At 66.4% G+C, this 12982-nt stretch carries 8 protein-coding genes; 2 read left to right on the top strand and 6 right to left on the bottom strand.

Annotation, left to right across the window (positions count from 1 at the left end):
* Window positions 1–4: 4 nt before the first annotated feature.
* The 4 genes from BST47_RS21760 to BST47_RS21745 all read right to left on the bottom strand — a co-directional run bounded on the left by BST47_RS21760 (window position 5) and on the right by BST47_RS21745 (window position 3571).
* On the bottom strand, window positions 5–1927 hold the full coding sequence (locus BST47_RS21760) for a proton-conducting transporter transmembrane domain-containing protein (protein WP_107529050.1): 1923 nt from the start codon (window positions 1925–1927) through the stop codon (window positions 5–7).
* Window positions 1928–1968: 41 nt separating this feature from the next.
* Window positions 1969–2448 carry an NADH-quinone oxidoreductase subunit B family protein gene (locus BST47_RS21755; RefSeq protein ID WP_083127726.1) on the bottom strand — a complete coding sequence of 160 codons (480 nt, stop codon included), beginning with the start codon at window positions 2446–2448 and terminating at the stop codon, window positions 1969–1971.
* Window positions 2445–2783 carry a lsr2/espR transcriptional regulator gene (locus BST47_RS21750; protein ID WP_107529046.1) on the bottom strand — a complete coding sequence of 113 codons (339 nt, stop codon included), beginning with the start codon at window positions 2781–2783 and terminating at the stop codon, window positions 2445–2447. Before BST47_RS21750 ends, BST47_RS21755 begins: the two co-directional genes overlap by 4 nt.
* Before the next feature lie 95 nt (window positions 2784–2878).
* Window positions 2879–3571 carry a potassium channel family protein gene (locus BST47_RS21745; RefSeq protein WP_083127795.1) on the bottom strand — a complete coding sequence of 231 codons (693 nt, stop codon included), beginning with the start codon at window positions 3569–3571 and terminating at the stop codon, window positions 2879–2881.
* Between the two features lie 155 nt (window positions 3572–3726).
* Between BST47_RS21745 and BST47_RS21740 the strand changes: the two genes are divergently transcribed.
* Together BST47_RS21740 and BST47_RS21735 are read left to right on the top strand one after the other, a co-directional pair.
* Complete coding sequence (locus BST47_RS21740; RefSeq protein WP_083127724.1) at window positions 3727–5223, top strand: potassium/proton antiporter; 1497 nt, start codon at window positions 3727–3729, stop codon at window positions 5221–5223.
* A 38-nt stretch (window positions 5224–5261) separates the two neighbouring features.
* Window positions 5262–6119 (top strand): LLM class F420-dependent oxidoreductase, encoded by an 858-nt coding sequence (locus BST47_RS21735; RefSeq protein WP_083127723.1) that lies wholly within the window; start codon window positions 5262–5264, stop codon window positions 6117–6119.
* A gap of 431 nt (window positions 6120–6550) precedes the next feature.
* On the opposite strand, the gene BST47_RS21730 is transcribed toward BST47_RS21735, so the two are convergent.
* Both BST47_RS21730 and gltB read right to left on the bottom strand, forming a co-directional pair.
* A complete protein-coding gene (locus BST47_RS21730) occupies window positions 6551–8017 on the bottom strand; it encodes a glutamate synthase subunit beta (protein WP_083127722.1) in 1467 nt (488 codons plus the stop codon).
* Entirely contained in the window at window positions 8010–12614 is a 4605-nt protein-coding gene (gene gltB / locus BST47_RS21725; protein WP_083127721.1) for a glutamate synthase large subunit, read from the bottom strand. Before gltB ends, BST47_RS21730 begins: the two co-directional genes overlap by 8 nt.
* Window positions 12615–12982: the final 368 nt, after the last annotated feature.

The raw sequence follows: 12982 nt of genomic DNA, 5'->3' as shown, positions 1-12982 counted from the left end.
ACGTTCACTGGGCGACCACCAGCATGATCAGTACGCCGAGCGCACCGTAGGCGAGGTAAAGGTGCACGCTGCCCGTGTGTGCCCGACGCAGCAAATTCGCCATGACGGTCACGGCCCGCACCACCGGCGTGTAGAGCCGCTCCTCGATGGCATCGACCATCTGGCTGCGGTATCTCACCGCCTCGACCATGTACCGCGATTCGGCGAAGGGTGTGACCTCGATGTCGGTATCGGGACGCAGGACGTCGTCGAACACCCGCTGCAAGGGTTCGGCGAAGGATGTCGCGGTGTACTGCATCCGGGCGGTCAGCTCGTCGGCCCCGCAGGCCCACAGCGGCAGCTCCTCGGCGGGGGGACGGCGCCACGATCGCCATTGGCTCAGCACCACTGCGGCCAGCACCGCGATCAATAGCACGGCCGCGATCACGCCCGGCGCGATCGAGCCCGCAACACCTGGCAGCCGAACCACAGCACCGAAATCGGCGAAGTCGACCGCCTCGGTGGCCGGCAACGTGGAGAGCACCACGCGCAGCGCGGGTGCCACCACACCCGGGGTCACGCCGATCAGCACGCAACCGACGGCGGCAGCCGTCATGCCCACCACCATGCTGCGCGAGGATTCCTTTGCCGCGTAAGCAGATTCGGACCGCGGCCGAGCCAGGAATCCGATGCCGAACGCCTTGACCATCGCCGCCACCCCCAATCCCGCAGTCAGCGCGACCACCCCGACCGCCAGCGGCGCCGTCAACGACACCACCGTGTCGTTGCCGGGGGCCGCATGGATAAGCGACTGCACCAACAACCACTCGCTGACGAACCCCGCGCCGAGCGGCAACCCGGACGCGCCGAGCGCGGCCACCCCGAACAACGTCGTGGTGGCGGGCATCCGCCGGGCCAGACCGCCGAGCCGATCTAGGTCGCTGCGCCCGGTGGCCGCCAGCACCGACCCCGCCGCCAGAAACCCCAGGCACTTGAACGCGGCGTGGCCGACGAGGTGCAGTGCTGCTGCGGCCATCGCGATGGTCGCGGGTGCCGACGCACCGGAGCTCGCGAAGAGTGTCGCCGCACCCAGCGCGAGGGTTATCAACCCCATATTCTCTGTCGTCGAATAGGCAAGCAGGCGTTTGAGATTCGTTGCCACGCAGGCCTGCAGCACGCCGTACAGCGCCGACACCCCGCCAACCACGAGCAGCGCCAGCCCCCACCAGCGTGGGCCCGGGCCGAGCACCTGCAGATCGATGCGCACGATGCCGTAGATGCCGAGGTTGACCATCGCGGCGCTCATCAGAGCCGACACCGGGCTTGGCGCCTCCGGATGGGCCCGCGGCAGCCACGCGTGCAGCGGCACCAGGCCCGCCTTGGAGCCGAACCCGGCGAGTGTCAACAAAAAGACCAACGTCCGCACACCGTCGGGCACGTCGGTCATCTCGGCGAAGCGGTCGGCGCCACCCGCGGCCGACAACACCATGAGTCCGACCAGGATCGCGACGAAGCCGAGTTGCGTCATCACCGCGTAGACCAGTGCCGCGGTCCGCACTTCGGGGCGGGTGTGGTCGGCGAGCACCAGCACCAGCGACGAAATCGCCATCAGCTCCCAGGCCAACAGGAACGTCGTCACCGATGCGGCCGCGGGCACCAGGAGCATGGCCGCGACCAACAACGGCAGCACCGCCGCGGGTGTTCGGCTCAGATTCCGGGCATAGCCGACGGCATAGACACCTACCGGCACCGCGACCGCCCCGGTCAGCGCCATGAAGAATCCGCCGAGCGGGTCCAGGGCCAACTGCACCCCGGACAGGGGCAACAGCCAGCCGATGTTCACGGGCCGTGCCTCGCCGAAGATGCCGACCAGGCCCAGCCACACCCCGACGGCGCCGATACCCGCGGTGATCAGCCCGGCGACGACGCCGAAAAGGTCGCGGGACACATTCTTTCGCTCCGCCCCCGACGGGGCGGAAAGCGTGACGGTCACTTCCCGGTCACCGACCGCAGCGCGTTGACGATCTGGGCGGGCGATGGTGGGCAGCCCGGTATTTCGACATCGACCTGCACGATGTCGCCGACCGCGCCGGCCACGCCGTAGGCGTCGGCGAATACGCCGCGGTGCAGCGCGCAGTCGCCGCAGGCGATCACGACCCTGGGCTGCGGTGTGGCCGCCACGGTGTTGCGCAGCGGCTCGGCCATATTGTGCGTGACGACACCGGTGACCAGCAGCGCGTCTGCGTGCCGGGGAGAGGCGACCAGTCGCGCCCCGTACTGCTCGGCGTCATACACCGGACCGAACGCACCGCCGATCTCCACTTCGCACCCGTTGCATGAACCCGCGTCGACATGGCGAATCTGCAGCGAACCGCGCACGCCGGCTGGGGGCTTGACCCTCACCTCAGGCGCGGGCCCCGGCGGCTCGACCACACGCCCAACCCGAAATATCTTGCGGATCCAGCTCATTGCTCACCATCGGCGCGGAGGTCCGCCAGCACGGCAACCCGGTCGCTGAGCACCGTCGTCAGCACCTTGCGCGCCATTGCGAGCAGTTCGGCGATGTCCGGTGAGGCGATCGAGTAGATGACGGCGTTGCCGTCCTTTCGAGTGGTCACTACCCCGGCCCGGCGCAGCACGCCCAGCTGCTGAGACAGGTTCGACGATTCGAGACCGACCTCGGGCAGCAGTTCACCCACGGATCGGTCCTGGCCGGCCAGCAATTCCAGGATCCTGACCCGGGCCGGGTGGCCGAGGGTCTTGAAGAACTCACCCTTGAGCTTGTACAGCGGCTGCGGCTCCACGGTTCCCCTGAAGGCTTGCTGTTTCCTTTGATCCATCAGTTGAAGAATTTATCAGATACGAGGCGCAGTCGTCGCCGCGCGTCGGCACGCTTCGATCAGCTGGGCGGGTGGGCTCGGTCGCCGAGCGGTTCCGTCGCACGCTGGACAAGAGCAGACACCTGATTCTGGGCGCCGCCGGCGAAGAACAGCATCTCGTCGCCGGCCTCGAGCACGTCGTCCGGCGTCGGGAACACGATCCCGGTCTCGCGGATCACGATCGCCAGCGCGGTGTTATCCGGCAGGGGCAGATCCCGCATCAGCTGACCGACCAGTGGATCGCCCTCGGGCAGCGTGAGTTTCGCCAGGCTCACCTGTCCCTGGCGCAGTTCCATCAGCCGCACGACATGGCCGATGTCGATGGCTCCCTCGATCGCCGCGACCAGGGCGGCCGGTGCCGAAACGGCGACGTCGACACCCCATGACTCGGTGAACAGCCACGCATTTCGCATGTCGTTGACGCGCGCCACCACTCGGTCGACGCCGAACTCGGTCTTGGCGAGCAGCGACGCCGTCAGGTTCACCTTGTCGTCGCCGGTCGCAGCGATCACCACGTCGCAGGTCTGAATCCCCGCGTCCTCGAGTGAGGTCAGCTCGCACGCGTCGGCCAGCAGCCAGTCCGCGTCCGGCACGGTGTGCGGTTCGTAGTGGCGGACGTTGTGCTCGATCAGCAACACCTTGTGGCCGTAGCCGAGCAGTTCCTGGGCGACGGAGCGACCGATGGCACCGGCGCCGGCGATGCCGATGCGCATCTTCGGTCGTTCATCGACGCGGCCCGATTCCTCGGTTTTTCGCCGCGTCAATCGGAACATCGGTTCATCGTCGCACCTCACCACGGCGCTTCTCGGCCGTGGTAGGTGTTTACTGCACGTCGAGGCTCACTGGCACCTTCCCGAAAGCGATTCGAATGACCTTGGAGCAGCTGTATCTGATGCTGCTCGCCGGTGGGCTCGTGCTGTTGGCCAGCATCGTCGCCACCCGGGCGGCGAGCCGGGTGGGTCTACCCAGCTTGTTGTTGTTCCTCGGCGTCGGCGTGATCGTCGGCGAGGACGGGCTCGGTCTGCAGTTCGACAACTACCTGCTTGCCGACCACCTCGGCACCGTGGCGCTGGCTGTCATCCTCGTCGAAGGCGGCTTGACGACGCGGTTCTCGGACATTCGCAAGGTGTTGGCTCCCGCGGGCGCGTTGGCCACCATCGGTGTGGCGGTCAGTACGGCGGTCACCGCGGCGGGTGCCCATCTGCTGCTCGGCATCGACTGGCAGCTGGCGGTGCTGCTCGGCGCCGTCGTCTCCGTCACCGATGCCGCCGCGGTGTTCTCGGTGCTGCGCGTCGTGCCGCTACCTCGCCGGGTGGCGGGACTGCTCGAGGCCGAGTCCGGTTTCAACGACGCGCCGACCGTCATCCTCGTGCTGATGTTCAGCGTGACGCCGCTCGAACTGTCTGCGGGACATGCGCTCGCACAAGTCGTCTACGAGCTGGTTGCGGGTGCGGCGATTGGGTTGGGCTGCGGATTCTTGGGCTCAATCGCGCTGCGCCGCATCGCACTTCCCGCATCCGGGCTGTATCCGCTGGCTACCTTCGGCTTTGGCATGGTGGCGTTCGCCGCTGCCGGCAGCGCCCACGCCAGCGGGTTCCTCGCCGCGTATCTGGCGGCGGTCGTGCTTGCCAACACCGGGCTGCCCCACCGCGCGGCCACGCGGTCGTTTGCGGAGGGGCTCGGCTGGCTGGCACAGATCGGCCTGTTCGTCCTGCTCGGTCTGCTCGTCGATCCCAGCGATCTGGGCGCCGAGTTGGCGGCGGGGATCGTGATCGGTCTCGTCCTGCTCCTGATTGCGCGGCCGGTGTCGGTGTTCGCCTCGCTGGTCTGGTTCCGGGTGCCGTGGCGCGAGCAGATCTTCATCTCCTGGGCCGGTCTGCGGGGCGCGGTGCCGATCGTGCTGGCGACGTTCCCGATCGTCGGAGGCGTGCCGGACAGCATCCGCATCCTCAACATCGTGTTCATCCTGGTGGTGGTCTACACGCTGGTGCAGGGGCCGAGCCTGCACTTCCTCGCGCACCGCTTGGGTCTCATCCCGAAGGAAGCCACCCGCGAGCTCCAGGTCGAGGCGGCACCACTTGACGTGCTCGACGCGGAGCTGCTGACGATGACCGTGCAGGATCCGTCCCGGCTGCACAACGTGACGGTCCTGGAGCTGCGGTTGCCCGACCCGAGCGTGATCACGTTGATCATCCGCGACGGCCATACCTTCGTCCCGCAGCCCGATACCCGCATCGAGATCGGCGACGAACTGCTGATCGTCACCACCACCAAGACCAGGGCCGCGGCCGAACGCCGGCTGCGCGCGGTGAGTCGACGCGGCAAGCTGGCGCACTGGTTCGGCGAATTCGGTGAATCGGACTGACGGGTTATCCCCAGGAATCCGGACTACGCTCGATCTACGTGAGATTCGCATTCAAAACTTCCCCGCAGAACACCACGTGGTCCGACATGCTCGCCGTCTGGAAGGCCGCCGACGAAATCGAGGTCTACGAGTCCGGCTGGACCTTCGACCACTTCTATCCGATTTTCTCCGACTCGACGGGGCCGTGCCTGGAGGGGTGGGTCACGTTGACCGCGCTGGCCCAGGCGACACAGCGGCTGCGGGTGGGTGTGCTCGTCACCGGCATCCACTACCGTCACCCCGCCGTGCTCGCGAATATGGCTGCGGCACTGGACATCGTCTCCGGCGGCCGCCTGGAACTCGGCATCGGCGCCGGGTGGAACGAGGAGGAGTCCGGGGCCTACGGGATCGAACTCGGCTCGATCAAGGAACGCTTCGATCGGTTCGAGGAGGCGTGCGAGGTGCTGACGAGCCTGCTGTCCAAGGAGACGACGACGTTCGACGGAAGGTTCTATCAGCTCAAGGAGGCTCGCAACGAGCCCAAGGGCCCACAGCAACCACACCCGCCGATCTGCATCGGCGGCAGCGGCGAGAAGCGCACCCTGAGGATCACCGCCCGCTACGCCCAGCACTGGAACTTCGTCGGCGGTCCGCCGGAGGAATTCGCCCGCAAGCGCGATGTGCTCGCCCGGCACTGCGCGGACATCGGCCGGGATCCCAAGGAGATCATGCTGTCGGCTCATGTCCGGTTGGGCGAGGACCGTGATTACGGCAAGGTCGTGGAGGAAGCCGCCGCGCTGGGCGCGGAGGGTCTGGACTTGGCGATCATCTACCTACCGCCGCCGTATGACCCCGCCGTTCTCGAACCGCTCGCCGACGAGATCAGGGCGTCGGGACTGCTGAGTAGCAAAGATTAGCGGCGGTAACGGAAAGATAACGATTCGGCAAAGGGTGAATCACGGAACGTGCGGCGCGACCACCGGGCGGTAACGGAATTCGCTAGACGCCGAAGCGGACCAGTTCGTCGGCGGTGATCAGGCGCTCGGCCTTGGCCGGGAATTCGCGGCTCTTCAGGGGATGACGGAACAGTGACCAGGCGATTCGATTCACCCGTGACCGAGATAGCGGGTTGAGGTACACAGTGATAACTCCTGCGTCGATACCGATAGCTGCTCGGGGCCTTACCCTAGCGCAATGCCCTCATGAAGTCATTAGATACCGGCGAGTTGGCAAACGGGGCGAGGCGCGCCGAAAAAATCATCTGATGTTTCTGCTGTGACTGATGTTGTTTCTGGGACTCGGACTCGACGCCCAGACAGGCCGCAGAAAGACGTCATCGATCGTCGGACTAGCGCTGTGGAACCGCCGTTGGCTTGATCGGCGCGGGCAGCGCGGTGTCGCCCATCAGGTAGCTGTCCACACCGGCGGCAGCGGCGCGACCCTCGGCGATCGCCCACACGATCAGCGACTGGCCGCGACCCATGTCGCCGGCCACGAAGACGCCAGGCACCGTCGTCGCGAAATGGTCGTCGCGCGCGACGTTGCCGCGGTCGGTGAACTCGACACCGAGCTCGGTCAGCAGCCCCTCACGCTCGGGACCCACGAAGCCCATGGCCAGCAGCACCAGATCGGCCTCGAGCTCGAAGTCGCTGCCGTCGACCTTCTCGAACTTGCCCGCCTTCATCTCGACCTCGTGGCCGCGCAGATGCGTGACCCGGCCGTCGGTGCCGAGGAACTCCTCGGTGTTGACCGAGTAGACACGCTCGCCGCCTTCTTCGTGGGCCGAGCTGACGCGGAACATCAGCGGGTAGACCGGCCACGGCGTGCTGTCGGCGCGCTCCTCCGGCGGGCGCGGCATGATCTCGAACTGGTGCACGCTTTCCGCACCTTGGCGGTGCGAGGTGCCCAGGCAGTCGGCACCGGTGTCGCCGCCGCCGATGATGATCACCTTCTTGCCCTTGGCGGTGATCGGCGGCTCGCCGTCCTCGCCGAGCACGTCGTCGCCCTGCTGAACACGGTTGGCCCACGGCAGGAACTCCATCGCCTGATGGATGCCGTCGAGCTCACGACCCGGGATCGGCAGGTCACGCCAGGCGGTCGCCCCACCGGCCAGCACCACGGCGTCGTAGTTCAGCCGCAGCTGCGCGACGGTGACGTCGACGCCGACGTTGACGCCGGGCCGGAACTGCGTGCCCTCGGCCGACATCTGTTCCAGACGACGGTCGATATGGCGCTTCTCCATCTTGAATTCGGGGATGCCGTAGCGCAGCAGGCCGCCGATACGGTCCTCGCGCTCGAACACCGTCACCGCATGACCCGCGCGGGTGAGCTGCTGCGCAGCGGCCAGCCCGGCCGGACCGGAGCCGACGACGGCGACCTTCTTGCCGGTGAGCTTGTCCGGCGGCAGCGGAACGACCCAGCCGTTGTCGAAGGCGTTGTCGATGATTTCGACCTCGACCTGCTTGATGGTCACCGGATCCTGGTTGATGCCGAGCACGCAGGAGCCTTCACACGGCGCCGGGCACAGCCGTCCGGTGAACTCGGGGAAGTTGTTGGTCGCGTGCAGCCGTTCGATCGCGTCGCGCCACCGGTCGTTGCGCACCAGGTCGTTCCACTCCGGGATCAGGTTTCCCAGGGGGCATCCGTTGTGGCAGAAAGGGATACCGCAATCCATGCAGCGCGTCGCCTGCTCGCGCAGGGTGTCGTGGGAGAAGTCTTCGTAGACCTCTTTCCAGTCGCGAAGCCGCAGCGGGACCGGCCGCCGCTGCGGAGTCTCGCGCGTCGTGTACTTCAGAAAACCACGGGGATCAGGCACCGGCGGCCGCCATGATCGCTTCGTCGACGTTCTGGCCGGTTCGCTCGGCCTCGGCAATCGCCTCCAGCACCCGCTTGAAGTCGCGGGGCATGACCTTGGTGAAGTGCTTCACGGTGTTGTCCCAGTCGCTCAAAATACGCTGTCCGACAGCGGAATCAGTGGCATCGACATGCGCACGAATAATTTCGTGCAACCACACCTCATCTTCGCCGTCGTCGCCTACGAGGCATTCCAATTCCACCATCTCGGAGTTGAGGTTGTCCGGCAGGTTGCCGTCCGGGTCGTAGACATAGGTGATTCCGCCCGACATACCCGCCGCGAAGTTGCGGCCGGTAGGTCCGAGAATCGCGATTCTGCCGCCGGTCATGTACTCGCATCCGTGGTCACCGACGCCCTCCACGACCGCGTGGGCGCCGGAGTTGCGCACGGCGAACCGTTCGCCCACCTGCCCGCGGATGAACGCCTGACCGCTGGTGGCGCCGAACAGGATCACGTTGCCCGCGATGATGTTGTCCTCTGCGACAAACTCGGCGGGCGCCTTGTCAGACGGGCGCACGACGATCCTGCCTCCGGAAAGGCCTTTGCCGACGTAGTCGTTGGCATCGCCGTACACGCGCAGCGTCACGCCCTTGGGCACGAAGGCGCCGAAGCTGTTACCGGCCGAGCCCTCGAACATGATGTCGATGGTGCCGTCCGGGAGTCCCTGGCCGCCATAAGCTTTCGTCACCTCGTGGCCCAGCATCGTACCGACGGTGCGGTTGACGTTCGCGATCGTTGTAGAAAACCGGACCGGTGAACCCGAATCGAGTGCCTCACGGCACATCACGATGAGCTGCTGATCCAGTGCCTTGTCCAGTCCGTGGTCCTGACGTGAGCTGCAGTACAGGTCCTGGTTCATGAACGCCGACTCAGGCTCGTGCAACACCGGCGTCAGGTCCAGCTTGTAGGCCTTCCAGTGATCGGCAGCCTTCGTGGTGTCCAAGGCGCCTACCTGGCCGACCATCTCGTTGACGGTTCGGAAGCCCAACTGGGCCATCATCTCCCGCACCTCTTCGGCGATGAACATGAAGAAGTTCTCGACGAACTCGGGCTTGCCGTTGAACCGTTGACGCAGCACCGGATTCTGCGTCGCCACACCGACAGGGCAGGTGTCGAGGTGGCAGACGCGCATCATGATGCAGCCCGACACCACCAGAGGTGCGGTGGCGAAGCCGAATTCCTCAGCGCCCAGCAGCGCGGCGATGACGACGTCGCGGCCGGTCTTCAGCTGGCCGTCGACCTGCACGACGATGCGGTCGCGAAGTCCGTTGAGCAGCAACGTCTGCTGGGTCTCGGCAAGCCCGAGCTCCCAGGGCGCACCCGCGTGCTTCATGGAAGTCAGCGGCGTCGCGCCGGTGCCGCCGTCGTGGCCCGAGATCAACACGACGTCGGCGTGCGCCTTCGACACACCCGCCGCCACGGTGCCCACACCGTTCTCGCTCACCAGCTTCACGTGCACGCGTGCCTGCGGATTGGAGTTCTTCAGGTCGTGGATCAGCTGCGCCAGATCCTCGATCGAGTAGATGTCGTGGTGCGGCGGCGGGGAGATCAGCCCGACGCCCGGCGTCGAGTGCCGTACCTCGGCCACCCACGGATAGACCTTGTTGCCCGGAAGCTGGCCACCCTCACCGGGTTTGGCGCCTTGGGCCATCTTGATCTGGATGTCGGTGCAGTTGCTCAGGTAGTGGCTGGTGACCCCGAAGCGGCCGGACGCCACCTGCTTGATGGCGCTGCGCCGCCAGTCGCCGTTCTCGTCGCGATCGAAGCGTTTGACGGCCTCGCCGCCCTCGCCCGAATTCGACCGTCCGCCAAGGCGGTTCATCGCGATCGCCAGCGTCTCGTGGGCCTCGGCGGAAATCGACCCGTAGCTCATCGCACCGGTGGAGAAACGCTTGACGATCTCGCTGGCCGGCTCGACCTCGTCGAGCGGCACGGCCGGACGCTGCCCGTCCTTGAACTTCAGCAGGCCACGCAGCGACGCCATCCGCTCGCTCTGGTCGTCGACCAGGGCGGTGTACTCCTTGAAGATCGAGTACTGGCCGGTACGGGTGGAGTGCTGCAGCTTGAACACCGTGTCCGGGTTGAACAGGTGGTACTCGCCCTCGCGGCGCCACTGGTACTCGCCGCCGACCTCGAGCTCGCGGTGCGCCCACTCGTCGGGGCGGTCCAGGTACGCGAGCGCATGCCGGGTGGCGACGTCGTCGGCGATGTCGTCGAGGTCGATGCCACCGACGGGGCACGTCAGACCGGTGAAGTACTCGTCGAGCAGCTGCTGGCTGATGCCAATGGCCTGGAACAGCTGCGCACCGGTGTAGGACGCCAGCGTGGAGATGCCCATCTTGGACATCACCTTCAGCACGCCCTTGCCCGCCGCCTTGACGTAGTTGGCCTTGGCCTGGTCGCTTGAGATGCCGGAGATCACGCCGCGGTCGACCATGTCTTCGATCGACTCGAACGCCATGTACGGGTTGATCGCGGCCGCGCCGAAGCCGACCAGGCAGGCCATGTGGTGCACCTCGCGGGCGTCACCCGCCTCGACGACGAGCCCGACCTGGGTGCGGGTGCGGTCGCGGACGAGGTGGTGGTGCACGGCGGACACGCTGAGCAGTGACGGGATGGGCGCCATCTGCTCGTTGGACTCGCGATCGGACAGCACGATGATGCGTGCGCCGTCACGGATGGCCGCCGACACCTTGGCACGAACGTTGTCGAGCGCCTCCTTGAGGCCCTGGCCGCCGCGGTTCACCGGGTACAGACATCGAATGACGGCCGCGCGCATGCCGTGCTTGTGGCCGCGGATTTCGTGGTCGGGGTCGACGCACATCAGCTTGGACAGTTCGGCGTTGCGCAGGATCGGCTGCGTCAACACGATCTGGCGGCAGGAGTCGGCATTGGGGTTGAGCACGTCGCCCTCGGGGCCGACCGTGCCCTGCAGGCTGGTCACCACCTCCTCGCGGATGGCGTCCAGCGGTGGGTTGGTGACCTGAGCGAACAGCTGCTGGAAGTAGTCGTAGAGCATCCGGGGTCGCTGGGACAACACGGCGACGGGCGTGTCGGTGCCCATCGAGCCCAGCGGCTCGGCTCCGGTGCGTGCCATCGGGGCGACCAGCAGGTTCAGCTCTTCGTACGTGTAGCCGAAGGCCTGCTGCCGCAACACGACCCGGTGGTGCGGCATCCGCATGTAGTCACCGGCGGGCAAGTCCTCGATCTTGAAGAGGCCGGCGTCCAGCCACTCCTGATACGGGTGCTCGGCGGCGAGTTCGGCCTTGATCTCCTCGTCGTCGACGATGCGGCCCTGCGCGGTGTCGACGAGAAACATTCGGCCGGGCTGCAAGCGCATCTTCTTCACCACGGTCGACGGGTCGAGGTTCAGCACGCCGGTTTCCGACGCCATCACCACGAGGCCGTCCTTGGTGACCTCGATGCGCGACGGCCGCAGGCCGTTGCGGTCCAGCACGGCGCCGATCACGGTGCCGTCGGTGAACGTCATCGACGCGGGGCCGTCCCACGGCTCCATCAGGGAGGCGTGGTACTCATAAAAAGCCCTGCGACGCCCGTCCATACTTTCGTTGCGCTCCCACGCCTCGGGAATCATCATCAGCACCGCGTGCGGCAGGCTGCGGCCGCCGAGATGCAGCAGCTCGAGAACCTCGTCGAAGCGCGCGGTGTCCGAAGCGCCTGGCGTACAGACCGGGACGATCTTGTCGAGTCCGTTTGCGCCGAACACGTCGGTGTTGATCAGGGCTTCGCGGGCCCGCATCCAGTTCTCGTTGCCGGTGACGGTGTTGATCTCGCCGTTGTGCGCGATCCGCCGGAACGGGTGGGCCAGCGGCCACGAGGGGAACGTGTTGGTCGAGAACCGCGAGTGCACGATGCCGAGCGCGCTGGTGAGCCGGTCGTCCTGCAGATCCAGGTAGAACGCCTTGAGCTGCGGAGTCGTCAGCATGCCCTTGTAGACGAAGGTCTGACCGGAAAGACTTGGGAAATAAACGGTTTCGCGTCCCGGGCCGTCCTGTCCCGGGCCCTTGGTGCCGAGTTCGTGCTCAGCGCGCTTGCGCACGACGTAGGCGCGGCGCTCCAGGTCCATGCCCGAGGCGCCGGCCATGAAGACCTGCCGGAACGTCGGCATGGCGTCGCGGGCCAGGGCACCCAGCGACGAGTCGTCGGTGGGCAGGTCACGCCACCCCAATACCTCGAGCCCCTCGGCCTCGGCGATCTTCTCCACGGCTTCGCAGGCGGTGGCGGCGTCCTTGGACGACTGAGGCAGGAATGCGATGCCGGTGGCATAGCTGCCGTACTCGGGCAGCTCGAAGGAGGCTCCCTGGTCCCTCAGCACTGCACGCAGAAACTCGTCGGGGACCTGCAGCAGGATGCCCGCACCGTCACCGGTGTGGGGTTCGGCGCCCTGGGCGCCGCGGTGCTCGAGGTTCACCAGGGCGGTGATCGCGGCGTCGACAATGGCTCGACTGCGGCGGCCGTGCATGTCCGCGACCATGGCCACGCCACACGCGTCATGCTCGAACGCGGGGTTGTACAGCCCTTGACTGCTGGGCGCCATTCCCACCTACCCTTTTCCGAACGCCGAGCGAGGATTCCGCTGGCCAACCAATTCGAGGACGGCCGCTGGCCGTTTCAGCGAGGGCGGTTCCTTCGTGCAGCACTGAACGACGGCCCAATTCCCACTCGCCACAAGTGGACAAAACGATATGACAAACTCGGGTTGACATGCCAACTTAGGCGAACCTAAGTAGGGTGATGCGGCCGTTTCGTCGCACGATCGAATCCGGCGCTGAATCTCGGCGAGAGACATTGCCGCCCTTTCTGTTTCGGGATCAACCGGGTACAACAGCCAGAATGCGAAGTGCCGCGCCGCTCACGGACCCTTCCGTCTGGTGTTTGCTGCATCCCTAATGCATGCGTGTTATC

The organism is Mycolicibacterium tusciae, from assembly GCF_002086795.1.
Lineage (GTDB): Bacteria > Actinomycetota > Actinomycetes > Mycobacteriales > Mycobacteriaceae > Mycobacterium > Mycobacterium tusciae.
This window is presented reverse-complemented; position numbering and strand designations above follow the sequence as displayed.